This is a genomic window from Frigoribacterium sp. NBH87, assembly GCF_014217665.1.
GTDB classification, from domain to species: Bacteria; Actinomycetota; Actinomycetes; order Actinomycetales; family Microbacteriaceae; genus Frigoribacterium; species Frigoribacterium endophyticum.
This window is the reverse complement of record NZ_CP043650.1, coordinates 1,271,726-1,294,845: the sequence shown is the minus strand read 5'-3', so window position 1 is coordinate 1,294,845 and position 23,120 is coordinate 1,271,726. Positions and strand designations below refer to the sequence as shown.

At 76.2% G+C, this 23,120-nt stretch carries 20 protein-coding genes; 12 read left to right on the top strand and 8 right to left on the bottom strand.

Going from position 1 to position 23,120, the window contains the following annotated elements; translation table 11 throughout:
- Positions 1-28: 28 nt before the first annotated feature.
- Positions 29-895, top strand: coding sequence for an SDR family NAD(P)-dependent oxidoreductase (locus F1C15_RS05980; RefSeq protein WP_185233571.1), 867 nt, complete (start codon positions 29-31; stop codon positions 893-895).
- Positions 896-1,048: 153 nt separating this feature from the next.
- Here the strand turns inward: F1C15_RS05980 and F1C15_RS05975 are convergent, their stop codons facing one another.
- The gene (locus F1C15_RS05975) at positions 1,049-1,384 is read right to left on the bottom strand and encodes a hypothetical protein (RefSeq protein ID WP_185233569.1); all 336 of its coding nucleotides are present in this window, start codon (positions 1,382-1,384) and stop codon (positions 1,049-1,051) included.
- A 72-nt stretch (positions 1,385-1,456) separates the two neighbouring features.
- On the opposite strand from F1C15_RS05975, the gene F1C15_RS05970 reads away from it, so the two are divergent.
- From F1C15_RS05970 to F1C15_RS05955, 4 genes are all read left to right on the top strand, one after another.
- Positions 1,457-4,108 (top strand): phosphoenolpyruvate carboxylase, encoded by a 2,652-nt coding sequence (locus tag F1C15_RS05970; protein WP_185233567.1) that lies wholly within the window; start codon positions 1,457-1,459, stop codon positions 4,106-4,108.
- A gap of 79 nt (positions 4,109-4,187) precedes the next feature.
- The gene (locus tag F1C15_RS05965) at positions 4,188-5,537 is read left to right on the top strand and encodes a sensor histidine kinase (RefSeq protein WP_185233565.1); all 1,350 of its coding nucleotides are present in this window, start codon (positions 4,188-4,190) and stop codon (positions 5,535-5,537) included.
- Entirely contained in the window at positions 5,525-6,259 is a 735-nt protein-coding gene (locus tag F1C15_RS05960; RefSeq protein ID WP_255465513.1) for a response regulator transcription factor, read from the top strand. The genes F1C15_RS05965 and F1C15_RS05960 overlap by 13 nt, the downstream gene beginning before the upstream one ends.
- A gap of 232 nt (positions 6,260-6,491) precedes the next feature.
- Positions 6,492-7,514 carry a BMP family protein gene (locus tag F1C15_RS05955; RefSeq protein WP_056058987.1) on the top strand — a complete coding sequence of 341 codons (1,023 nt, stop codon included), beginning with the start codon at positions 6,492-6,494 and terminating at the stop codon, positions 7,512-7,514.
- Positions 7,515-7,712: 198 nt separating this feature from the next.
- On the opposite strand, the gene F1C15_RS05950 is transcribed toward F1C15_RS05955, so the two are convergent.
- The 3 genes from F1C15_RS05950 to F1C15_RS05940 all read right to left on the bottom strand — a co-directional run bounded on the left by F1C15_RS05950 (position 7,713) and on the right by F1C15_RS05940 (position 12,374).
- A complete protein-coding gene (locus tag F1C15_RS05950) occupies positions 7,713-8,537 on the bottom strand; it encodes a nitrilase-related carbon-nitrogen hydrolase (RefSeq protein ID WP_185233563.1) in 825 nt (274 codons plus the stop codon).
- Between the two features lie 79 nt (positions 8,538-8,616).
- Complete coding sequence (locus F1C15_RS05945; protein WP_185234113.1) at positions 8,617-11,421, bottom strand: molybdopterin cofactor-binding domain-containing protein; 2,805 nt, start codon at positions 11,419-11,421, stop codon at positions 8,617-8,619.
- Between the two features lie 62 nt (positions 11,422-11,483).
- Entirely contained in the window at positions 11,484-12,374 is an 891-nt protein-coding gene (locus F1C15_RS05940) for an FAD binding domain-containing protein (protein ID WP_185233561.1), read from the bottom strand.
- Positions 12,375-12,416: 42 nt separating this feature from the next.
- On the opposite strand from F1C15_RS05940, the gene uraD reads away from it, so the two are divergent.
- Positions 12,417-12,959 carry a 2-oxo-4-hydroxy-4-carboxy-5-ureidoimidazoline decarboxylase gene (gene uraD / locus F1C15_RS05935; protein ID WP_185233559.1) on the top strand — a complete coding sequence of 181 codons (543 nt, stop codon included), beginning with the start codon at positions 12,417-12,419 and terminating at the stop codon, positions 12,957-12,959.
- Entirely contained in the window at positions 12,956-13,282 is a 327-nt protein-coding gene (gene uraH, locus F1C15_RS05930) for a hydroxyisourate hydrolase (RefSeq protein ID WP_185233557.1), read from the top strand. The genes uraD and uraH overlap by 4 nt, the downstream gene beginning before the upstream one ends.
- Before the next feature lie 62 nt (positions 13,283-13,344).
- Here the strand turns inward: uraH and F1C15_RS05925 are convergent, their stop codons facing one another.
- Positions 13,345-13,860 (bottom strand): nucleoside deaminase, encoded by a 516-nt coding sequence (locus F1C15_RS05925; protein WP_185233549.1) that lies wholly within the window; start codon positions 13,858-13,860, stop codon positions 13,345-13,347.
- A gap of 71 nt (positions 13,861-13,931) precedes the next feature.
- Positions 13,932-14,840, bottom strand: a complete 909-nt coding sequence (gene pucL, locus F1C15_RS05920) for a factor-independent urate hydroxylase (protein WP_185233547.1) — start codon at positions 14,838-14,840, stop codon at positions 13,932-13,934.
- Between the two features lie 262 nt (positions 14,841-15,102).
- On the opposite strand from pucL, the gene F1C15_RS05915 reads away from it, so the two are divergent.
- Both F1C15_RS05915 and F1C15_RS05910 read left to right on the top strand, forming a co-directional pair.
- Positions 15,103-16,239, top strand: coding sequence for an acetamidase/formamidase family protein (locus F1C15_RS05915; RefSeq protein WP_255465579.1), 1,137 nt, complete (start codon positions 15,103-15,105; stop codon positions 16,237-16,239).
- Positions 16,232-17,884, top strand: coding sequence for an AtzH-like domain-containing protein (locus F1C15_RS05910; protein WP_255465512.1), 1,653 nt, complete (start codon positions 16,232-16,234; stop codon positions 17,882-17,884). Before F1C15_RS05915 ends, F1C15_RS05910 begins: the two co-directional genes overlap by 8 nt.
- Before the next feature lie 114 nt (positions 17,885-17,998).
- Here the strand turns inward: F1C15_RS05910 and F1C15_RS05905 are convergent, their stop codons facing one another.
- Complete coding sequence (locus tag F1C15_RS05905; protein ID WP_255465510.1) at positions 17,999-18,685, bottom strand: NTP transferase domain-containing protein; 687 nt, start codon at positions 18,683-18,685, stop codon at positions 17,999-18,001.
- A gap of 79 nt (positions 18,686-18,764) precedes the next feature.
- Between F1C15_RS05905 and F1C15_RS05900 the strand changes: the two genes are divergently transcribed.
- The 3 genes from F1C15_RS05900 to F1C15_RS05890 are packed head-to-tail and all read left to right on the top strand — an operon-like array spanning position 18,765 to position 22,236.
- A complete protein-coding gene (locus F1C15_RS05900; RefSeq protein ID WP_255465509.1) occupies positions 18,765-20,054 on the top strand; it encodes an alanine--glyoxylate aminotransferase family protein in 1,290 nt (429 codons plus the stop codon).
- Positions 20,051-21,313: an allantoate amidohydrolase gene (locus F1C15_RS05895; RefSeq protein WP_185233544.1), complete on the top strand. Its 1,263-nt coding sequence runs from the start codon at positions 20,051-20,053 to the stop codon at positions 21,311-21,313. Before F1C15_RS05900 ends, F1C15_RS05895 begins: the two co-directional genes overlap by 4 nt.
- On the top strand, positions 21,310-22,236 hold the full coding sequence (locus tag F1C15_RS05890; RefSeq protein ID WP_255465508.1) for a MurR/RpiR family transcriptional regulator: 927 nt from the start codon (positions 21,310-21,312) through the stop codon (positions 22,234-22,236). The genes F1C15_RS05895 and F1C15_RS05890 overlap by 4 nt, the downstream gene beginning before the upstream one ends.
- A 195-nt stretch (positions 22,237-22,431) precedes the next feature.
- Here F1C15_RS05890 and F1C15_RS05885 read toward each other — a convergent pair whose 3' ends face one another.
- Positions 22,432-23,043, bottom strand: a complete 612-nt coding sequence (locus tag F1C15_RS05885) for a TetR/AcrR family transcriptional regulator (RefSeq protein ID WP_082514564.1) — start codon at positions 23,041-23,043, stop codon at positions 22,432-22,434.
- Between the last annotated feature and the right edge of the window lie 77 nt (positions 23,044-23,120).

Below are 23,120 nucleotides of genomic sequence, written 5' to 3'. Positions count from 1 at the left end.
CGGGGGGCGCGCGGCTATCGTGCACGGCATGACCGTCACGCTGCCCGCCCCCGCCCGACTCGACGACCGCACGGTCGTGATCACCGGCGCGAGCTCGGGCATCGGCCGCGCTGCGGCGGTCGCCCTGTCGGGTCTCGGCGCCACCGTCGCCGTCGTCGGGCGCAACGCCGAGCGCACCCGCCGCGTCGCCGACGAGGTCGGCGGCCAGGCCTACCTCGCCGACTTCACCGACCTCGCCGCCGTGCGCTCGCTCGGCGAGCAGCTGCTCGCCGACCACCCGCGCATCCACGTGCTGGCGAACAACGCCGGCGGCCTCATGCCCGAGCGCGGCACCACCGGCGACGGCTTCGAGACGACGCTGCAGAGCAACCACCTCGCGGCCTTCCTGCTGACCTCGATCCTGCTGCCGCGCCTCACCGAGACCGCGCAGGACGTCCCGCCGGGCGCCGTCCGCATCGTCCAGACGTCGAGCGCCGGCAACCTGATGGGCCGCGTCGACCTCGACGACCTCGACAGCTCGCGCGGCCCCTGGCTCGGCGGCATGCGGGCGTACGGCACCTCGAAGCTCGCGAACGTGCTCTTCACGCGCGAGCTGGCGCGCCGCCTCCGCGGCACCGCGGTCGACGCCTTCGCCTTCCACCCCGGCTTCGTCGCCTCGAGCTTCGGCGGCGGCGGCCCCGTCGTCAGCCTCGCCAAGAACCTCGCGATCAGCACCGAGCAGGGCGCCGAGCCCCTCGTCCGGCTCGCGGCCGCGGCCTCGGTGCCCGCCCCGAGCGGCAACTACTTCGACCGCCTGAAGGCCCCCGGCCGCGTCGCGGCGCAGGCCGGCGACCGCGAGCTCTCGCGCAGCCTGTGGGAGCGCAGCGCGGCGATGGTCGGCGTCTCCGCCGCCTGACGCCCCGGCGCTGCCCCCCCCCGCCCCCCGCCCCCCCGCAGCCTCGTCCCCGGCGAACCACCGACTGATCAAAGAACCACGCTTCGCGATGGTTCTTCGATCAGTCGGTGGTTCGCTCGGGGTGAGGACGGGGCGGGCGCGGGCCGGGCGCCGCTACGGGCGACTGCCGGCCTCGACGACGGTCTCGACCAGGCGCACGTGCGAGACGGCGACGCGGGTCGGCTGGCCGGCGAAGGCCGCGGCCCGGCCCTCGCTGGCGAGGTACGTCTGCTCGAGGGCGGTGAACGCCGCGGCGTCGCCGGGCACGCTGACCGCCCAGGTGAACTGCTCGGCCTCGCGGTCGGCGTAGGCGAACTCGACCGTGAAGCCCTGGGCGGTGCGGACGGGCACGATCTCGGCGTGGAACCACGCCAGGAAGTCGTCGAGCACCCCCGGCACCAGGTCGTAGCGGCGCAGCTGGACGGTCTTCGCGGAGGGCTCGGGGGTCATGCCGCCACCCTAGGCCGCCCCCCGGGGCCCCGATGTTCGTCACACTCCGCCCGCGTGCCACAGAATGGTCGCGTGACGGACACCGAGACCCCCCGACGCCCTGACGGCACCTCCCGCGACGACGTCCGGGGCGAGGTCGACGCGGCCCTCCGCGCCGACGTCAGCTTCCTCGGCAGCCTGCTCGGGCGCGTGCTCACCGAGGCGGGCGGCCCCGAGCTGCTCGCCGACGTCGAGGCCCTGCGCGCCGCCGTGATCGGCGCCTACGAGGGCGACACCGACGAGGTGGCCAGGGCCCGTGCCCGCGACCTCGTCGAGTCGCTCGACCACGAGCGCGCCGAGCAGGTCGCCCGCGCCTTCACCTGCTACTTCCACCTCAGCAACCTCGCGGAGGAGCACCACCGCGTGCGCGTGCTGACGCGCCGCGGCTCGGGCCCCGACTCCCTGCCGGCCGCCGTCGAGCGGCTGGTCGACGAGCTCGGCGCCGACGAGGCGTCGCGGCGCCTCGCCGAGCTGCGCTTCCAGCCCGTCTTCACGGCGCACCCGACGGAGGCCCGCCGCCGCGCCGTGGCGTCGACCATCCGCCGCATCAGCGACCTGCTCGCCGAGCGAGACATCTCCGCCAACGAGGTGACCGGCGCCGAGACGCAGCGCCGCCTCCTGGAGGAGATCGACACGCTGTGGCGCACCTCGCCGCTGCGCACGACGCGCCCGACCCCGCTCGACGAGGTCCGCACCGCGATGAACGTCTTCGACCAGACGCTCTTCGAGGTCGTGCCGACCGTCTACCGCCTGCTCGACGACCGCCTGCAGGGCGACGGCGCCGGCCGCGAGCCGGTGCGCGCCCCCGCCTTCATGCGCCTCAGCAGCTGGATCGGCGGCGACCGCGACGGCAACCCGCACGTCACCGCCGAGGTCACGCGGGCTGCGGCCGAGATCGCCTCCGAGCACGTGCTGATCGGCCTGCAGCGCGCGACCACGCGCATCGGCAGCACCCTCACCCTCGACGAGGCCGACACCCCCGGCGACGAGGGCCTCGTGGCGCTCGCCGAGCAGCAGCGGCAGCTCGAGCCCGACGTCGCCTCGCGCATCGGCATCCGCTCGCCGAACGAGAGCCACCGCCGCGTGCTGCTCTTCGTCGCGGCCCGCCTCGAGGCGACCCGCCTCGGCCAGGAACCCCTCGCCTACGGCCGCCCCGACGAGCTGCTCGACGACCTCTGCACGGTGCAGCGCTCGCTGCGGGCCGCGGGGGCCGACCGCGCCGCGAACGGCGAGCTGCAGAACCTCGTGTGGCAGGTCGAGACCTTCGGCTTCCACCTCGCCGAGCTCGAGGTGCGCCAGCACTCGCAGGTGCACCGGAACGCCCTCGAGGAGGCGCGGGCCGGCGGCGAGCTCAGCCCCACCACCGTCGAGGTGCTGGAGGTGTTCCGCGTGGTCGCCGAGCTGCAGCAGCGCTTCGGGCGCCAGGCCGCCTCCCGCTACATCGTCTCGTTCACGCAGTCGTCGGCCGACCTCGCGAACGTCGTCGAGCTGGCCGAGCTCGCGCTCGGCTCGGCCGAGGCGGCGCCCGTGCTCGACGTCATCCCGCTCTTCGAGACGTTCGCGGACCTCGAGGCGTCGACGCGCATCCTCGAGGAGGCCCTGCAGACCGAGCCCGTGCAGCGTCGCCTCGCCGCGAACGGCCGCCGGCTCGAGGTCATGCTCGGCTACTCCGACTCGTCGAAGGACGTCGGCCCGGTCAGCGCGAGCTTCGCTCTCTACGATGCCCAGGCGCGCATCGCCGAGTGGGCCGAGCGCAACGACATCGTGCTGACGCTCTTCCACGGCCGCGGCGGCTCGATGGGCCGCGGCGGCGGGCCGGCCCACGAGGCCGTGCGCGCCCAGCCGCCCGGATCGGTGGAGGGGCGGTTCAAGATCACGGAGCAGGGCGAGGTGATCCTGGCGCACTACGGCAACAAGACCATCGCCGCCCGGCACATCGAGCAGATGGCCGCCGCGACCCTGCAGGCGTCGAGCCCCGCCACGGCCGCGCGCAACGCCGCCGCGGCGGAGCGCTTCGCCCCGCTCGCGAGCGCGATGGACGCCGCCTCGAAGGACGCCTTCTTCGGCCTCGTCAAGGCGGACGGCTTCGCCCAGTGGTTCGCCACGGTCACCCCGATGGAGGAGGTGGGCCTGCTCGCGCTCGGCTCCCGCCCCGCGCGGCGCGGCCTCTCGGTCGAGTCGCTGGAGGACCTGCGGGCGATCCCGTGGGTGTTCGCCTGGACCCAGGCGCGCATCAACCTCGCGGGCTGGTACGGCCTCGGCTCCGCCCTCGCCGCGGTGGGCGACGTCGAGCTGCTGCGCGAGGCGTACGCGTCGTGGCCGCTCTTCACGACGATGATCAAGAACGTCGAGCTGTCGTTCGCCAAGACCGACGACCACATCGCCCGCGAGTACCTCGGCCTGGCCGAGCGCACCGACCTCGCCGACCGGGTGCTCGCCGAGATGGCGCTGACCCGTGAGTGGGTGCTCCGCGTCAGCGGCCACGCCGAGGTGCTCGAGGGCCGACCGGTGCTGAAGCGCTCGGTGCGCCTCCGCAGCCCGTACGTCGACGCGCTGTCGCTGCTGCAGCTGCGGGCGCTCCGGGGCATCCGCCGCGCGGTCGAGAAGGACCCGGCCGACGCCGACCACCGCCTCCTCCTGCTCACCGTCAACGGGATCGCCGCGGGCCTGCAGAACACCGGATGACCCCGGGCGCGGGCGCGGGGCCCCGATCTCCGACCTTCGGTCGATCCGGGCCCCGCGGGCCGCTCCGTAGGCTCGCCGCATGACCGCGACAGCACGCCCCGCGAGCCCGCCCCCGAGCCCCGCCGACGTCGGCCGCCCGGTCGACGACGACCGCCCGGGCGCCGCGGCGCGCCTCTGGTCGGAGACCTGGCGCTGGGTCGTGGCCGCGGTCGTGGGCCTCCTGCTCTTCGTGGTCGTCTGGTTCTCGGACCCCGCGGTGTCCGAGGGCCTCGGCGAGCCCCGCTTCACGCTGCTGGTGCTGCTCGATCTCGTGCTCGGGTCGGCCGCCCTCGTGCTCGTGCCCTTCCGGCGGCACGCGCCCCTGGTGGTGGCCCTCGTCGCCGTGGCGCTCTGCGGGGCCTCCGCGCTCGGCATCGGCGCCGCGGTGCTCGCCACCGTCTCGCTGGCGACCCGTCGTCGCCCGGTCGAGATCGGCCTCGTGTCGGTCGTCTTCGTCGGGGCGTCGGTGCTCGGCGACCGCATCGTCACGCAGGCCTCCGCGGCGACGCCCCTCTGGCAGCTGGTCGCGGTCTCGACGCTCGTCGTCGCCCTCCTCGTCGCCGTGGGCCTCTACGTCGGGGGCCGCCGCGAGCTGCTGCGCTCGCTCCGCGAGCGGGCCCGCCTCGCCGAGGAGGAGCAGTCGCTGCGCCTCGCCCAGGCCCGCGACCACGAGCGCACGCGGATCGCCCGCGAGATGCACGACGTGCTCGCCCACCGGCTCTCGCTCGTGGCGCTGCACGCCGGGGCGCTCGAGTACCGCGAGGGGCTCGGCGAGGCGGAGACCCGGGCGACGGCCGGGGTCATCCGGGACAACGCCCGGGCGGCGCTCACCGAGCTGCGCGAGGTGCTCGGCGTGCTGCGCGACGGGGCGCGCGGGGGCGACGGGCCCGACGCCGACCCCGACGGCGACCCCGACTCCGACGTCGCCGCCGCCGCCAGCGCCGCTGCCGTGCCGCCGCAGCCGACGTTGGCGGGCCTCGACGGCCTGCTCCACGAGGCCCGCGCGGCCGGCGCCGCGGTGACGCTGCGGGTCGACGACGACACGCGCCGCGGGCTGGAGGCGCTGCCGACGTCGACCTCGCGCCACGCCTTCCGCGTCGTGCAGGAGTGCCTCACGAACGCGCGCCGTCACGCACCGGGGCAGCCGGTGACGGTCGGCCTCTCGGGGCGCCCGGGGCGCGAGCTGCGGGTGCGGGTCGAGAACACGACCACGAGCACGACGGGGGGCGCCGAGGGCGTCGGCGGCGCCGCCGACGGCCTCCGCGTGCCCGAGCGGGGCCACGGCCTGACGGGCCTGGAGGAGCGGGCCCGGCTGGCGGGCGGCTCGCTGACCGTCGAGCACGCCGACGGCCGGTTCACCGTGGAGGCGCGGCTGCCGTGGACGAGGTGACCCGCGACTCCCCGGGGCCGGCCCCCGTGCGCGTCGTCGTGGTCGACGACGAGCGCCTGGTGCGCGAGGGCCTGCTGCTGCTCCTCGGCGGCGACCCGGGCATCGAGGTGGTGGGCCAGGCGGAGGACGGCCTGGCCGCCGAGGCCGTCATCGCCCGCACCCGGCCCGACGTCGTGCTGATGGACATCCGCATGCCGCGCTGCAACGGCCTCGACGCCACCGCCCGCGAGCTGCGGCGACGGCCCGACCTCGCGGTGCTCGTGCTGACGACCTTCGACGCCGACGAGATGGTGCTCGGGGCGCTGCGGAGCGGTGCCCGCGGCTTCGTGCTCAAGGACACGCCGCCGGCCGAGCTGGTCGCCGCCGTGCACGCGGCCGCCGAGGGGCGGTCGACGCTCTCGCCGTCGGTGCTCGACCGGGTGATCGAGGTCGCGGCCGGGCGCGGCGGGGGAGCGGGGCAGGGCGTGGGCCCGGTCGCCGGCACCGGCGTGGACGCCGCCGTGGTGGTCGGCGAGGTCGAGCGCTTCGAGCGGCTGACCGAGCGGGAGGCGGAGGTCGCCCGGGCGGTGGCGCGCGGCCTCACGAACGCGCAGGTCGCGGCCGACCTGTTCATCACGCTCGCGACGGTGAAGACGCACGTCGGCCACGTCTACGAGAAGCTCGAGGTGGAGGGGCGGGTCGACCTGGCGATGCTGGTGCACCGGGTCGGCGGGGCGCGCTGACGTCACGCCCCGCCCTCGCGGGCGCGCGCGTCGGCGTCACGGAGGCGGCACGGCGGCCGATCGGTGCCATGATGCTGCTCACCCCTGCAGCATCCCCCAGCCCGGAGGTCTCCCCGTCGTGTCAGTCCGCCCCGCCCGCACCGGCAGCCCCGCCGCCGTCGTCCGCCTCGCCGCCCCGGCCCGCGCGTCGTCCGCTCGTCGCCCCTCGCGCCTCCTCGGGGGCGTCGTCGGCCTGTCGGCCCTCGTGCTGCTCAGCGCCTGCGCGACCGCGCCGAGCGACGACGTCGCCGCGACCGACAGCACGCACTGCGCCCGCATGGTCACGAACTCGGGCGGCCTCGACGACCGGTCGTTCAACCAGTCGAGCTGGGCGGGCCTCCAGGCGGCCCAGGCCGAGGACGGCATCGACGCGAAGGTGCTTGTGTCGACGAGCGAGACCGACCTGGCCCCCAACGTCGAGCAGGCCGTGGGCTCGGGCTGCGGCTTCGTGCTGACGGTCGGCTACGAGCTCGCCGCGGCGACGCAGGAGCAGGCCGCCGCGAACCCCGACATCGACTTCGCGATCGTCGACGAGAGCGTCGAGGGCGAGAACGTCAAGCCCATCCTCTTCGACACGGCGCAGGCCTCGTACCTCGCGGGCTACCTCGCGGCCGGGGTCAGCAAGACCGGCGCGGTGGCGACCTTCGGCGGCGGCAACCAGCCGCCCGTGACGCTGTTCATGGACGGCTTCTCGGACGGCGTCGACGCCTACAACGCCGCGCACGGCACCGCGGTCGAGCTGCTCGGCTGGTCGAAGGAGGCGCAGGACGGCTCGTTCACCGGCGACTTCGAGGACGTCAACAAGGGCAAGCAGCTGGCGCAGGCGCTGATCGACCAGGGCGCCGACGTGATCATGCCGGTGGCCGGGCAGGTCGGCGAGGGCGCCGCCTCCGCGGCCCTCGACGCGGGCGGCGTCTCGGTGATCTGGGTCGACAACGACGGCTACGACACGCTCCCAGAGGAGTACCGGCCGATCATGCTCACCTCGGTGATCAAGGACACGGAGCAGGCCGTGCAGCAGATCGCCGTCTCGTCGACCGACGACTCGTTCACGGCGGAGCCCTACGTCGGCACGCTCGACAACGGCGGCGTCGACATCGCGCCGTTCCACGACCTCGCCTCGTCGGTCCCCGCCGAGCTGCAGGCCGAGCTCGACGCGGTGCGAGCGAGCATCGTCAGCGGCGAGCTCGTCGTCGAGTCGCCCAGCGCGCCGTAGCGGGCGAGGGCGCCGGAGCGCGGCCAGTACGGCCAGAGCTGGCGCTGCCGCGGCCGACCTGCGGGTCCCGTCGCCCGGGAAGCACCCACGCCTACCGCTGATCCACTCTGGAGTGGATCAGCGGTGACGGCGGACCCTCCTCGAGGCCCCGAGGGCGCTCTCGAACCGCCGAGCGACGGGCCGGTCCGGAGGCGCGGGTCAGCCCTGCGGCCCGCTCGCGACCGCGAAGCGCTGGTTCGCCAGCACGGGCAGCGATCCGCGGGCGGCGTCGACCTGGGCGAGGTCGACGTCGACGACCCTGAGCTCGGCCGCTGCGCCGAGCTCGACGAGAACCTCGCCGAGCGGAGACACGACGACGCTGTGCCCCACCCCGGTGGGCGCGCCGCCCGAGGGCTCGACGCCCTGCGTCGCGGGGTCGCCCTGGTCCACGGCCACGACGACGGTGGTCGTGTCGACGGCCCGGGCCCGGGTCAGCAGCCGCCACTGCTCGACCTTGCCGGGGCCCGCGCCCCACGACGCGCAGACGAGGCTGACGCGTGCCCCCGCCGCGGCCGTCGCGAGGAACAGCGCGGGGAAGCGCACGTCGTAGCAGGTGGACAGCCCGACGGTCTCGCCCGCCACCTGCACGGTGACGGCCCGGTCGCCCGGCTGCACCGACTCCGACTCGGCGTAGCCGAAGGCGTCGAAGACGTGCACCTTGTCGTAGTGGGCCCCGTCGCCGGGCGTGGGCCCCGCCACCAGCAGGGTGTTGCGCACCCGGCCGTCGTCGCCGGGCGTGAACGTGCCGACGACGAGCGTCGTGCCGAGCCGGGCGGCGAGGCCCCGCACCGACGACGCCCAGGGGCCGTCGAGCGGCTCGGCGACCGTGCCGAGGTCGGCGCCGCCGAAGGCGCAGAGCGTCGCCTCGGGGAAGACGACGAGCTCGGCGTCGTCGGCCGCGGCGAGCTCGGCGACGCGCTCCACCTCCCGGAGGTTCGCGGCCGGGTCGGCGGTGCTGATGATCTGGGCGAGGGCGATGCGCATGGTGCTCCGTACTGTAGGCCAGCGGCCGCGCGCGCTCACCCCCGGCCGCGCCCGGCCACGCCCGGCCGGTCAGCCCCGCTCACCCCCGCGCGAGCCGCCAGAGTCGGTCGCGCGACATGGGCAGCTCGTACGGCCGCACGCCCAGGGCGTCCCGGATCGCGTTCGCGAGCGCCGGGGCGACCGGGTTGTACGGCGCCTCGCTCATCGACTTCGCGCCGAGCGGACCGAGGTCGTCGTGGGTCGCCGCGAAGAGCACCTCGGTGCGCGGCACGTCCGAGAACTTGGGAACGCGGTAGTTGCGGAGAGCGGTCGTGGTGACCCGCCCCTCCTCGTCGAGCAGGACCTCCTCGTAGAGCGCCGTGCCGATCGCCTGCGCGGTGCCGCCCTCGACCTGCCCGCGCAGCTGTTCGGGGTTCAGCACGGTGCCGGCGTCGGCCGCCTGGATCGAGCGCAGCATGCGCACCTCTCCGGTCGACCGGTCGACGGCGACGCGGAACGCGTGCACGTTGAACGCGACCGAGCGCGGCGTGCCGTCGTGGCTGCCGTCGGCCGAGAGCGGACCGGCGGCGAGCAGCTGCCCGGCGTCGACGACGACGTGCTCGGGGTCGCCCCCGGGGGTGCGGGAGGCGCGGGTCACGACGACGCCCCCGGTCACCACCTCGGGCAGCGGGCCTCCGTCGACGACCGACGCCGCGCCTCCGGTGAGGTCGAGCGCCCGCTCCACCATCGCGGCCCTGAGCTTCTGTGCCGCGGCGAGCAGCGCCTTGCCGGCCACGACGACCCCGGCCGACCCGAAGGCGCCGGTGTCGTACCGCGCCACGTCGGTGTCGCTCTGCCGGATCGTCACGCGGTCGGGCGTGGTGCCGAGCACGGTCGCGACCAGCTGGCCGTGCACCGTGGTCGTGCCGTTGCCGAACTCGGCCGTGCCGACGGCCACGTCGTACCCGCCGTCGGGCCGCAGCGCGACCGACGTGTCGGCGAAGTGGCCGCGGGGCGGCATGGTCGCGATCATCGCGAGGGCCATGCCGGTGCCGACGCTCCAGCTCGGGCCCTCGGGCACGACGTCGGCGGCGGTCACCGCGGGGTCGTCGCTCGGGGTCGCCAGGGCCCGCTCGACGAGGTCGAGGCACTGGTCGAGGCCGTAGCTGCCGTAGAGCAGGTCCGTCTCCTCGTCGGGGTCGGTGACGACCATCGGGTCGCCCGGCACGACGACGTTGCGGCGGCGCAGCTCGAACGGGTCGAGGCCGAGCTCGCGGGCCAGCTCGTCCATCGCCGACTCGACGCCGAAGACGACCTGGCCGAGGCCGTAGCCGCGGAACGCCCCCGACGGCAGGTTGTTCGTGTAGACGCTCTCGGCGTCGACCCGCTTGTTCTCGCAGCGGTACACGGAGGTCGACTCGTGCACCGAGTGGTACATGACCCCGATGCCGTGGTTGCCGTAGGCACCCGTGTCCATCAGCTGGTCGACGTGCATCGCCGTGAGCAGGCCGTCGCGGGTGGCCCCGAGCCGCACGCGCACGCGCATCGGGTGCCGGGTCGGCACGACCGTGAACTCGTCGTCGCGGCTCATCTCGTACTGCACGGCCCGGCCGGTGCGCAGCACGGCGAGCGTCACGAGGTCCTCGGTCAAGAGCTCCTGCTTGCCGCCGAACCCGCCGCCGACCCGCTTGGTGAAGACCCGGACGGACTCCTGTGGCAGGCCGAAGACGTGCGCCACCTCGTCACGGACGAGGAAGGGCACCTGGCTCGAGGTGCGGAGCACGAGGCGCCCGTCGTCGTCGAGCCACCCCCGCGTGGCGTGCGTCTCGAGCGCCGCGTGGCTGACCCGCTGGGTGCGCCACGTGCCCTCGACGGTGACGTCGGCGGCGGCGAGCGCGGCCTCGACGTCGCCCGTCTCGCCGTGCATCGCGGCCACGGTGTTGCGCTCGGGGAAGGCGATGCGCGAGACCTCGCTCGTCTTCTCGCCGTGCAGCAGCGGGGCTCCGGGGCGCCGGGCCTGCTCGGGGTCGAAGACGGCGGGCAGCAGCTCGTACTCGACGACGACGGCCTCGAGGGCGAGGCGCGCCTCGCGCACCGACTCGGCGACGACGGCCGCGACGCGCTGGCCGCGGAACCGCAGCACGGGGTCGATCACGAGCGAGTCGTCGGGGTCGTCCTCCCGGTCTTCGTGGCGGCCGGTCGAGAACAGCGTCGCGGGGGAGTCGTGGTGCGTGAGGACGGCGTGCACGCCCGGCATGGCCTCGGCGGCCGAGACGTCGATCGACACGACGCGCGCGTGCGGGTGGGGGCTGCCGAGCACGGCGAGGTGCAGCAGCTTCGTCGGCGAGCGGAAGTCGAGGGTGTACTCCTCGCCGCCGGTCACGACCCGGAGGGCGGCCGGGGCCGTCGTCGACTGGCCGACGGCCGTGCCCGCGGCCGGCGTCGTCGTGTTGGCGACGCCGCAGATCGCGTCGCCGATCGCCCGGTAGCCGGTGCAGCGGCAGAGGTTGCCCTTGAGCAGCCGGGGCAGGTCGTCGTGGTCGGCCTCGGTGAGGGTCGACGCGGTCACGACCATGCCCGCGGTGCAGAAGCCGCACTGGAAGCCCGCGGCGTCGACGAAGGCCTGCTGCACGGGGTGCGGGTGCCCGACCGTGCCGAGGCCGGCGGCCGTGGTGACGGCGCGGCCGTCGAGGCGGTGCGCCGGCCAGATGCACGAGTGCACGGGCTCGCCGTCGACGAGCACCGAGCAGGCGCCGCAGTCGCCCGCGTCACAGCCCTTCTTCACCGAGTGCACGCCGGCCTCGCGGAGCACCGTGCGCAGCACCTGGCCGGGCGCCACCGGCGCGTCGACCGGTCGCCCGTCGACCTCGAACGAGACGGTCCTGCCGGAGGCGCGGCTCGGCACGGCCGCCTCGCTGGCGGTCGCCGGGCCGGTCACGCCGCCGCCGCTGGCTGCTCCTGGGGTGCTCACGCCGTGCCTCCTCGTGTGGGGGTGCCGGCCGACCGGGCCGGGCCCGGTCGGTGGACGAAGGGCCGCGCGGGCGGCGTCGGGGCGGGCGACAGCGCCTCGGCCCGCAGCTCGTGCGCGAAGAGAGCGCTGACGTGCCGTCGCCAGTCGGGGGCGCCGTGCGGGTCGTCGTACCAGGTGTCGACGCGGGCGAGCGCGTCGGCGAGCGCCCGCTCGCCGGGCACCTCGTCGAAGCGCAGCTGCTCGGGGCGCGTCGTGCCCGCCGTGACGGTGAGCACCCACTCGCCGTCGGGCGCCGTGCGGCTCGTGACGAGCGTGCCCGAGCGGCCCAGGGGGCTCAGGGCGACGCGGCGGAACCCGGTGCGCGAGCGCAGCGACCCGAGGGGCACCTCGAGCGACCGCAGCACCTCGCCGTGACGCAGGGTGTTCTCGCGCACGCCCGTGACGAGCTCGACCACGGGCTCGCGGCGCTCGCCGCCGTCGGGGGTCCAGACGACGGCCACGGCGTCGAGGGTGCTGAGCAGCGACGTCATCGCGCCGGCGGGCAGGCTCGTCGCGACGTTGCCGCCGACCGTCGCCGTGTTCCAGATCTTGAACGAGGCGAGCAGGCTCTCGGCGCACTGGCGCACGAGCGGGTGCGCCGCCCAGCCGGGCTCCGCCGGCAGCCGCGTGAGCTCGGCCAGCGTGCACGTGGCCGCGATGCTCAGCACGTCGCCGACGACCTCGAGCGGGGCCCAGCCGAGGGTGGTCAGGTCGACGAGGCCGGTCAGCCCCGGCTGCGGCTCGGAGTACAGCCAGGTGCCGCCGCCGAGCGGCAGCTCGCCGGGGCCGAAGCGGAGCTCGGCCCGCGTCGTCGGGGTGCGCACCTCGCGCACGGTGATCAGGTCCACGACGGCACCCGCCCCGCGGTCGCGGTCAGTACAGTGGCGACCATGATCGACCTCCCCGAGAGCGAGCTGCGCGAGCGGCTGGCCACCGCATTGTCCGTGCAGCGCTGGGTCGACGAGGTGGCCGCGGCCGCGCCGTTCGACGACGTCGACGCCCTGGTCGGGGCCGCCACGGCCGCGGGCAGCCCGCTCAGCGAGGCCGAGGTCGACGAGGCCATGGCGCACCACCCGCGCATCGGCGAGGCGCCGACGGGCGAGGGCGCCGCGCAGGAGTTCAGCCGGCGCGAGCAGGAGGCGTCGGCGCAGACCGACGACCCGCAGCTCGCCAAGGCGCTCGCCGAGGGCAACGCCACGTACGAGGACCGCTTCGGCCGCGTCTTCCTCATCCGCGCCGCGGGGCGCAGCCGCGCCGAGATCGTCGACGAGCTCGAGCGTCGGCTGAAGCTCGACGACGATACCGAGAAGCAGGTCGTGGGCGAGCAGCTGGTCGAGATCGCCGCGCTGCGGCTGCGCCAGATGTTCGCCGCCGCGACGGCCGAGACCGGCCGCACCAGCGAGACCGCGTCGCCGCGGGAGACCGCCGCGTGAGCCACGTCACGACGCACGTGCTCGACGCGGCGCTCGGCCGCCCGGCCGCCGGCGTCGCCGTCGACCTCTCCGACGAGGCGGGCACGCTGCTCGGCCAGGGCGTCACCGACGCCGACGGTCGCGTCGCGGAGCTCGGGCCGGAGGCGCTGGTCGCGGGGGTCTACCGGCTCACGTTCCACACCGCAGCGTACTTCGAGGCCGCGGGCCGCGACTCCTTCTGGCCGCGCGTCGTGCTGGAGTTCCAGCTCGCCGACGCGTCGGCCCACCACCACGTGCCGCTGCTGCTGAGCCCGTTCGCCTTCACGACGTACCGCGGCAGCTGACCCGCCGGCCTGGGCGACCGCGGGCTGGGCGCCCCCGGCGGTGACGGGACCTCGCACGGTGCTCAGTAGTCGGTGCGGTGGTCGTGGGCGAGCCAGGCCTCGAACGGCGCCGCGGCGTCGTCGGGGCGCGCGGCGACGACCGGGAGATCCCAGGTGGAGCGGTCGCGGCCGAACAGCTCGTAGAACTCGAGGTCGTCGAAGCCGCCCCGGGCCGCGTCGTGGCGGTCGGCGGCGTAGACCACGCGGTCGACCCGTGCCCAGAGCGACGCCGAGAGGCAGAGCGGGCACGGCTCGCACGACGTGTACAGCGTCGCGCCGGCGAGCGAGAAGTCGCCGACGACCTGGCACGCCGCGCGGATCGCCGTGACCTCGGCGTGCGCGGTCGGGTCGAGGTTCGCCGTGACGCGGTTCTGGCCCTCGGCAACGAGCTCGCCGTCGCGCACGATCAGCGCGCCGAACGGCCCCCCGCCGGCGGCGACGTTCTCGACCGCGAGCTCGATGGTGCGGGCGAGCCAGCGGGCGTCGTCGGCCTCGGTGGCGGTCGCTCGGGTGACGGGTGTGGTGCTCTCTGCGCTCACGGCGCCTCCTGCTCGGTAGGGTGCCGCGGGGGCGGCGGGCGGTGCGGGTCGGGTGGCCACGGCGACGGGGCTCAGGCGAGCCCGGCCGACGCCCGCCAGGCGTCGCCCGCGGGGGCGGCGTCGTCGCGCGTGAGGGTGGCCTCGATCAGACCGTAGGGCCGATCGGCGGCCCAGAACACCTCGTTGTCGTTCGACAGGCCGAAGCGGTCGAGGTCGTAGGCGAAGTGGTGCTTGTTGGGGGCCTTGAGGCGGATCTCCGCGATCTCGGGGTGGGCCTCGAGCACCGCCTTGCCCATGTGCCAGAGCGTCTGCTGGAGCGCCAGCGACTGGAGGGTGGCGAACTCGCGCACCATCAGCGTCTTGACCGAGGCGTACAGGGCGTCCCAGTCGCGGTCGGGGTCGGCCGCCGCCGCGCCGGAGAGCCGCCACTTCGCGTCGAGCGCCGTCGCCATCACGCGGTCGTGGGTCTCGGGCAGGGTGGTGAACTCGTCGGTGAGGAACCCGGCGAACTCCGACCCGGTCGACTTGAGCAGCACGAGCTCCTTCAGGCCGGCCACGACGTGCTCGTCGTCGGCGTCGACCGTGACGGCGGCCGTGCGGACCTCCTGCCCCGTGCGCAGCCAGGTGTGGTCGTGCTCGACGCCGTCGACGACGGCCCGGGCCCACGCGAACTCCTCGATCTCGACCCGCGCGCCCACGACGGGGCCCACGTCGGCGACGAAGTGGCGCGCCAGGTCGAGGCCGAAGCCCTCCACCGACTGCACGCCGTGGGACTTGGCGAACGCGAAGGCGGTGTTCTTCTGCGTGTCGGTGGGCAGCACGGACGACTGGTCGCCGGCGAGGTGGGCGGCCTCGAACGGGCCGCGGAGCGCGGTCGTCACGTTGAGGTCGCGGATCTCGTGCCGGGGGGAGTCGCGCACGATGCGCACCAGGCGGGACTCCGCCTTGCCGTACTGGTTGTCGCCGAGGATGATCGCCATGGCCGTGATCCTCACACGCTCGTGTGAACGCCGTGTTTCACGATGGGCCGTTTGTGAACGGATTGTTTCAGGACGGCCCTCGGGAGGGACGGCTCGTCGCCTAGGGTCGGGAGTCACCCGGGGCCGCCACGGGCCCCGCGCGACCAGAGAGGCCGTCGCCGTGCACCCCGCCCCCGCTCCCGCTCCTCCTCCCGCCGCCCCGTCCGCCGCGGCGTCCGTCTCACCCGCCGCGCCCGTCGCCCCGCCCCGCCCGGCCTGGCCCCTGCAGCCGGGGGAGGGCCTCGTCGCCGCCGGCCACTACCTCCCCGCGACGCCCGAGACGACGCTCTGGGGCCGCCTGCCCTGCGCCGCCGACACGGCGGTGCTGATGGTCGAGCCGGGCACGCGCGTCACGATCGACACGGTCAGCCACGAGGGCGTGCTCGACGACCAGGGCCGCGACCCGGTGCGCTTCTTCGCCGCCCACGGCGTCGCCGCCGACGACGTGCTGCGCGACGCGGTCGCGATCGCCGCCTCCGACGCCCACGGCCGCGACCCGCTCGTCGACGGGCCGCACCTCGTCACCGGCCCGGTCGCGGTGCGCGGGGCGCAGCCGGGCGACGTGCTCAGCGTGACGCTCGTCGAGGCCCTGCCGCGCGTGCCGTACGGCGTCGTCTCGAACCGGCACGGGCGCGGGGCCCTCGCCGGCGAGTACCCGCTGCAGGAGGGCCCGGTCAGCGTCTTCGCGGCGGTGGACGTCGAGCCCGACGGCTCGCTCGTCGGCACGCTGCCGGTGGTGCCCGGGGGCGAGCACGTCGTGCGCTTCCCGCTGCGGCCCTTCCTCGGCATCATGGGCGTCGCCGCCGCGGGCGCCGAGCGCCCCCACTCGGTGCCGCCCGGGGCCTTCGGCGGCAACGTCGACATCGCTCTCCTCACGGCCGGCACGACGCTGCACCTGCCCGTGCAGGTGCCCGACGCGCTCGTCTACGTCGGCGACCCCCACTTCGCCCAGGGCGACGGCGAGGTCGCGCTGACCGCGATGGAGGCGTCGCTGCGCGTGACCGTTCAGCTCGACCTCGTGCGACGCGACGACGCGCTCGCGATGTTCGGCGAGCTCGCCGGGCCGCTGGGCGAGACCGTGGACGACCTCGTGCCGACGGGGCTCGACGCCGACCTCGACGAGGCGGTGCGCGCCTGCGTCCGCGCGGCGATCGCCCTGCTGCGGGCCCGCTGGGGCATGGACGAGTCGCTGGCCTACGCCTACCTCTCGGCCGCCACCGACTTCGACATCTCGCAGGTGGTCGACCTCGTGAAGGGCGTGCACGCCCGGGTGCGCAAGGCGGACTTCGCCGGGGTGCCGCTGGTGGGCGGCGACCGCGCCGTGACCCGGCTCGACCGCGAGGAGGCGGCCCGTGCCTGACGAGACCGCCCCCGGCCCAGGGCCGGTCGCCCCGCAGCCGGTCACCTCGCCGCCCGTCGCCCCGCTGTCGATCACCACGCTCGAGGGCGGCGAGCTGCCCGAGGGCCTGCTCGACGCCGTCGTCGCCTACGAGGACGCCCTGCGCCGCGACGACGCCGCGGCCCTGGCCGACGCGTTCGAGCCGGGCCCGGGCAGCGTCCGCGTCGACGCGCAGGGCGTGCTCGTCGGGCACGACGCGATCACGGCGTTCCGGGCCCGGCGGGGCGGTGCGCCGGCCCGTCGCGTCGAGGAGTGCCACGTGCGCGTGCTCGACCCAGGCTCGGCCGTCGTGGTCACCGTCAACGCGCCGGCCGGCGGCGGCCGCGGCGTCGTCACCCAGCTGTGGAGGCGCGGGGCCGGGCAGCCGTGGCGGATCGCGACCGCGCACGTGCAGGCCCCGCGCCCCGCGGTCGACACGCGGGTGTGGCGGGTGGTGAGCGGGCCCCTGGTGCCGGCCCGCGCCTCCTCGGGGCCGCTGGCGGGGCGGACCGTCGCCGTCAAGGACCTCTTCGCCGTGGCGGGGCACGCGGTCGGCGCGGGCGTGCCCGCCTGGCTCGCCGAGCAGCCGGTCGAGACGGCGTCGGCCCCGGCCGTCGAGCTGCTGCTCGCCGCCGGGGCGAGCGTCGCCGGCCTGGCGCAGACCGACGAGTTCGCGTACAGCGTCGCCGGCCGCAACGGGTCGTGGGGCACCCCGCCCAACGGGGCCGTGCCGGGTGCGCTGCCGGGCGGCTCGTCGAGCGGCCCCGCCTCCGCGGTCGCGCTGGGGCAGGCCGACGTCGGGCTCGGCACGGACACGGGAGGCTCGGTGCGGGTCCCCGCCTCCTACCAGGGGCTGTGGGGGCTGCGGACGACGCACGGGGCCGTTCCGCGGGAGGGCCTGCTGCCGCTGGCGCCGAGCTTCGACACGGTGGGCTGGCTGACGCGCGACCCGGCGACGCTGCGGGCGGCGGCGGAGGCGTCGCTGGGGGCGGCGCCCGCCGGGTCGGCGGGGCGCGGGCGGTCGGGGTCGTCGTGGTCGAGGGGGCCGTCGGTCGTCGTCGATCCCCGGGTGCTCGCCGCGGTCGAGCCCGACGTCGCCGCGGCCTTCACCGAGGTCGTCGACGCGCTCGTCGACGACGGGCGGCTGCCCGGCCTCGCGGCCGTCTCGGTCGGCGACCTCGATGCGCTGTTCGAGCTGTTCCGGGTCGTGCAGGCCGCCGAGGCCTGGCGCAGCCACGGGCGGTGGATCGAGGCGCACCCCGGCGTCCTCTCCGCGGACGTCGCGGCACGGTTCGCCGTCGGGGCGGGCGTCGACGCCGAGCAGGAGCAGGAGGCGCGGGTCGGCCTGGCGGAGGCCCGTCGCGCCCTCGACGCGGTGCTCGGCGACGCCGTGCTCGTGCTGCCGTCAACCTCGTCGTCGGCGCCCCGGCTCGACGCCTCGGCGGAGGAGGTCGACCGCGTGCGCGGGGCGACGCTCCGCCTCACCTGCCTCGCGGGCGTCACCGGGCGCCCCGCCGTCTCGGCCCCGCTGCTGCGCGTCGCGGGCGGGCCCGTGGGGCTCTGCCTGGTGGGGCCGCGCGGCTCGGACCTCGCGCTCGTCGACCTGGCGGCGTCGCTCGTCGGCTGAGGCGTCGGCGACGGCGGTGCCGTCGGGGCGATCGAGGTGACTCGTCCGGGGCCCGCAGCGCCACGGAGGGCCCCGTTCGAGTCGCCTCGGGGCGCGACGGCGTCGCGCTCGCCGTCAGGCGGGGCGGTCGACGTCGGCGCCGTCCCACAGGTCGGAGGCATCGACGCGCTCGGCACCGTGCGCGTGCAGCCAGCTCCGGGCGCCGGAGTCGCCGTGCAGCGTGGCCGCCAGCGGGGCCCAGTGGTCGCGACCGATCACCACGGGGTGGCCCGGGCGGCCGTCGAACACCGCCTGCCGCAGGGCGCTCGCCGAGCGTCCGCCCTCGCCGTCGAGCAGCCGCGCGACCGCGGCCGGCGGCAGCCCCGGGAGGTCGACCAGCGAGACCAGCGCGCACCGCGCCTCCTCGGCTCCTCCTCCCGCACCGCCCGCCGCGTCGGCCAGCGCCCGGGCGACCTCCGGCCCCGCCGCGGCCGCGAGCCCCGCCCGGAGCGACGCGGCGAGCCCCTCGGCCCAGTCGCCGGCGACGACCACGAGGAGGCGCGGGTCGGCCGGCACGAGACCGCGCGCCTCGCCAGCCCGCGCGCCGAGCACCACGACCACCACGTCGCAGCCCCCGTCGAGCAGCGCCGCGCACCCCCGCTCGAGCCAGGGCGTGCCGTCAGGGTCGCGGACGAGCGCCTTCGGCCGCCCCGCGCGCGTCCCGGCCCCGGCGGCCAGGAGCACGCCGACGACCCGGCCGCCGGGGGCGCTGCCCGCCGGTACGCCGGAGGGCGACGAGGGGGCACGGGTCGGCTCGGTCACGCCCCGATCCTCGCAGCCTCGCCGCCGCCCCCGCCCGCACGGCAACACCCCTGAAACACGGGTTGCGTACGATGGCGGCATGAAACGAGCCTTCCAGCCGATCGACCCGCCCGCTCGCCTGCTGATGGGCCCCGGCCCGATCACCGCCGACCCGCGCGTGCTGCGGGCGATGTCGGCGCAGCTGGTCGGCCAGTACGACCCGTGGATGACCGCGACCATGGACGAGACCCAGGCCCTCTACCGGCAGGTCTTCCAGACCGACAACGAGCAGACCGTGCTCGTCGACGGCACGTCCCGGGCCGGCATCGAGGCGGCCCTCGTCTCGCTGATCGAGCCGGGCGACCGCGTGCTCGTGCCCGTCTTCGGCCGCTTCGGCCACCTGCTCGTCGAGATCGCCGGGCGGTGCGGCGCCGAGGTGCACACGATCGAGGTGCCCTGGGGCCAGGTCTTCACGGCCGAGGCGATCGAGCGCGCGATCGTCGAGACGCGCCCGGCGCTGCTCGCGGTGGTGCACGGCGACACCTCGACGACCGTCGCCCAGCCGCTCGAGGGGCTCGGCGAGGTCTGCGCCCGCCACGGCGTCCTCTTCTACACCGACGTCACGGCCTCGATCGCGGGCAACGCCGTCGACGCCGACGCGCTCGGGCTCGACGCCGTCACCGCCGGGCTGCAGAAGTGCCTCGGCGGCCCCTCCGGCTCGGCCCCGGCCACCTTCTCCGACCGGGCCGTCGAGCGCATCCGGGCCCGCGCCTCCGTCGAGGCCGGCATCCGCAGCGCGGGCGACCCGACCAGCGAGCGGCGCATCGCGTCGAACTACTTCGACCTCGCGATGATCTTCGACTACTGGGGCCCGCAGCGGCTCAACCACCACACCGAGGCCACGACGATGCTCTACGGCGCCCGCGAGTGCGCCCGGCTCGTCGTCGACGAGGGGCTCGACGCCGCCGTCGAGCGGCACCGCCTGCACGGCGCGGCGATGCTCGCCGGGGTGCGTGGGCTCGGCCTCGGCGTCTTCGGCGACGTCGAGCACAAGATGAACAACGTCGTCGCCGTCGAGATCCCCGACGGGGTCGACGGCGACGCGGTCCGCGGGCAGCTGCTCGCCGACTTCGGCCTCGAGATCGGCACGAGCTTCGGGCCGCTGCACGGCAAGGTCTGGCGCATCGGCACGATGGGCTACAACGCCCGTCGCGACACCGTGCTGACGACGCTCTCGGCGCTCGAGTCGGTGCTGCGCCGGGCGGGCGCCCGGGTCGCGACGGGCGGCGGGGTCGACGCCGCCTACGACGTGTACGCCGACGCCGACCGGGTCGCGGCCCTGGCCGCGGCGACGGCCGGAGGCGCGGAGCAGGCGGGAGGCGCGGCGTGAGCCCCGCAGGCACGCCCGGCTCCGACGCGCAGACGATCCTCGACCGGTGCGACGAGCTCGCCCGGGAGAGCAGCGCGGCCCACGGCATCACGCGCGTCTACCTCAGCCCGGAGCACGCCCGGGGCAACGCGATCGCGGCCGGGTGGATGCAGGCCGCGGGCATGACGACGTGGCAGGACGCCGCGGGCAACCAGCGCGGCCGGTACGAGGCCGAGACGCCGGGCGCCCCCGCGGTGCTGCTCGGCTCGCACCTCGACACGGTGCCCGACGCCGGGCGCTACGACGGCGTCCTCGGCGTGCTGCTCGCGATCGCCGTCGTCGAGCGCCTGCACCGTGCCGGCACCCGCCTGCCGGTCGCGGTCGAGGTCGCGGCGTTCGGAGACGAGGAGGGCACGCGCTTCGGCACGGCCCTGCTCGGCTCCCGGGCGCTCGCCGGCACCTGGGACGACGCGTGGTGGCAGCTCGTCGACGACCAGGGCACCACGCTGCGCGACGCGTTCACCGCCTTCGGGCTCGACCCCGCGGCCGTGGCCGACGCCGCGCCTCCCCGGGGGTCGCTCGTCGGCTACCTCGAGGCGCACATCGAGCAGGGCCCCTACCTCGAGGAGGCCGACCGGGCCCTCGCCGTCGTCTCGTCGATCGCCGGGGCGCGGCGCTTCGAGCTCACCGTCACGGGCGTCGCGGGGCACGCCGGGGGAGTCCCCTTCCACCGCCGGCACGACGCGCTCGCCGGGGCCAGCGAGATCGTGCTCGCGGTCGAGCGCCTCGCCCGCGACGCGGGCTGCGTGGCGACGGTGGGCCGGCTGCAGGCGTTCCCGGGCGGGGTCAACGTCATCCCCGGCCTGGTCGAGGCGAGTGTCGACCTGCGGGGCGAGCACGACGCCGAGCGGGACGCCGTGTGGGAGGCGGTGCTCGCCGAGGCCGCGGAGGTCGCCGAGCGCCGCGGCCTCACCGTCGAGGCGCGCGAGACGCACAGCGCCCCCGCCGTGGTCGCCTCGCCCGCCCTCCGCGACGTCGTGCGCGAGGGCATCGCGGTGACGGGCGACGCCGACCCGATGACCCTGTTCTCGAAGGCCGGCCACGACGCGATGGCCGTCGCCGAGCTCACCGACTGGGCGATGCTCTTCGTCCGCTGCGGGGCCGGCGGCATCAGCCACCACCCCGACGAGATCGTCGGCCTCGCCGACGTGGCGGTCGCGCTCGACGCGTTCGAGGCCGCGGTGCGCGCCCTGGCGGCCCGGACGGCGGAGGCGGCGTGAGCGCGAGCGCGGACGCGGTCGCCGAGCCGGCGGGTCCCGTGCCGACCGACGCTCCGGCCGCCCCGCCCGCCCCGCCCGAGGGCGGCATCCGCGACCGGATCGACTCCGGCTACGGCGCCCTCAGCCCGCAGGAGCAGCGGGCCGCCGACTTCATCCTCGACCACCTCGACGACCTGGCGGTCGTCACGGCGACCGAGATCGCCGAGCAGAGCGGGGTGTCGAAGGCGACGGTGTCGCGGCTGTTCCGCCGTCTCGGGTTCACCGACGCCCAGGAGGTGCGCGAGCAGGCCCGCGCCGCGCGCGGCCGGGGCGTCCCCGTCGGGCCGACCACCGCCTCCGGCGACCTCGCCCCCCACGCGGCCTCCGAGCAGCGCAACCTGCAGCGGATGCTCGACGGCCTCGCCGACGGCCGCCTCGCCGACGCCGCCCGCCTGGTGGCCGACGCCCAGCGCGTCGTGGTCGTCGGGTTCCGCAACAGCTACCCCGTCGCGATGCACCTGCGACAGCAGCTCGTGCAGGTGCGCGACGACGTGCGCCTCGCCCCGCAGCCGGGCCAGTCGGTCGGGGAGGAGCTCGTGGGGCTGAGCCCGCGCGACGTCGTCGTGCTCGTCGGGTTCCGGCGACGGCCGGCCGGGTTCTCGGGCGTCGTCCGTTCGCTGGCCGAGCGCGGCGTGCCCGTCGTGCTCGTCGGCGACGCGTCGGCCCGCGCGGCGGAGGTCGCCGTGCGCCTCGAGTGCCCGGTCGACAGCCCCTCGCCGTTCGACAGCTACGCGGCGGCGATGAGCCTCGTGGCGCTCTTCGCGGCGGCCGTGCTGGCCGAGCACCCGCGCACCGGCCGCACCCGCGTCGGCGACGTCACCGGGCTCTACGCCGACCTGGCCGAGCTGGAGCAGCGGCCCGGTACGGAGGGCGCCGGCGCCTGAGCCCCGCCGGGCGTCCCCGCCCGGGCGTCCTCGCCGGTGCGGCGGGTCGCCGTCCTCGTGGGCGGGTCGCCGCCGACCCGCCCACGAGGGCACCGACCCGCCGACTCGACGAACGAGCGCGCCCACGAGGACACGGACCCGCCGACTCGACGCTGAGGCGAGGCGGCTCGGTCGGGGCGTCTCAGGCGGGGCGCCTCAGGCGGTGCGGGTCAGCGCCGCGAGCACCTCGGCCATGACCTCGCCCGGGCCGACCTCGCCGGTGGCGGGGGCGTCGAACGCCGAGCCGAGCGCGACGTCGATGAGCAGCCGGGCGAGCGTGTCGGACGACAGCCCGGTCACCTGTCGCGCCTGGCCCTGCAGCACGACGTCGACGAGACCGCGCAGCGTGTCGAGCACCGCCCGCCGCCGGTCGACGAAGGCCGCCATCACGGCCTCGTCGGCGAGGGCCTGAGCGCGGAACTCGCTCATCAGGGTGAAGTCGTCGGCCGTGACCTGCGCGTAGGGCGCGAAGGCGTCGCGCACGGCGGCGGGGAGGTCGGAGAGCGGCGTGCCCGGCAGCATCATGTGCTCGAGGGCGCCGAGGGCCCCCTCGGTCTCCTGCGTCAGGAGGGTGATGACGAGGTCCGACTTCGACTCGAAGTTGGAGTAGACCGCGCCCTTGCTGAAGCCCGCGGCCTTCGCGACGTCGTCGAGGGTGGTCGCGTGGACGCCGCGCTGCGAGAAGAGGGTCGAGGCCGCCTGGAGCAGCCGTTCGCGCACCTCGGCGCGGGGCGGTCGTGAGGTCCGCTCTCGTTCCGTGGTCGCCATGACCGCCACCCTAGCGGGCTCCGGCACCCCGTCGGGCACGCCCGGGGCTGACCCCCGGAAGGGGGGTCACCGGGGTG

Excerpts from the sequence above, each read along its gene's own strand:
- F1C15_RS05980 (WP_185233571.1), top strand. The coding sequence starts at position 29 with ATGACCGTCACGCTGCCCGCCCCCGCCCGACTCGACGACCGCACGGTC.
- F1C15_RS05975 (WP_185233569.1), bottom strand. The coding sequence starts at position 1,384 with ATGACCCCCGAGCCCTCCGCGAAGACCGTCCAGCTGCGCCGCTACGAC.
- F1C15_RS05965 (WP_185233565.1), top strand. The coding sequence starts at position 4,188 with ATGACCGCGACAGCACGCCCCGCGAGCCCGCCCCCGAGCCCCGCCGAC.
- F1C15_RS05950 (WP_185233563.1), bottom strand. The coding sequence starts at position 8,537 with ATGCGCATCGCCCTCGCCCAGATCATCAGCACCGCCGACCCGGCCGCG.
- uraD (WP_185233559.1), top strand. The coding sequence starts at position 12,417 with ATGATCGACCTCCCCGAGAGCGAGCTGCGCGAGCGGCTGGCCACCGCA.
- pucL (WP_185233547.1), bottom strand. The coding sequence starts at position 14,840 with ATGGCGATCATCCTCGGCGACAACCAGTACGGCAAGGCGGAGTCCCGC.
- F1C15_RS05900 (WP_255465509.1), top strand. The coding sequence starts at position 18,765 with ATGAAACGAGCCTTCCAGCCGATCGACCCGCCCGCTCGCCTGCTGATG.
- F1C15_RS05885 (WP_082514564.1), bottom strand. The coding sequence starts at position 23,043 with ATGGCGACCACGGAACGAGAGCGGACCTCACGACCGCCCCGCGCCGAG.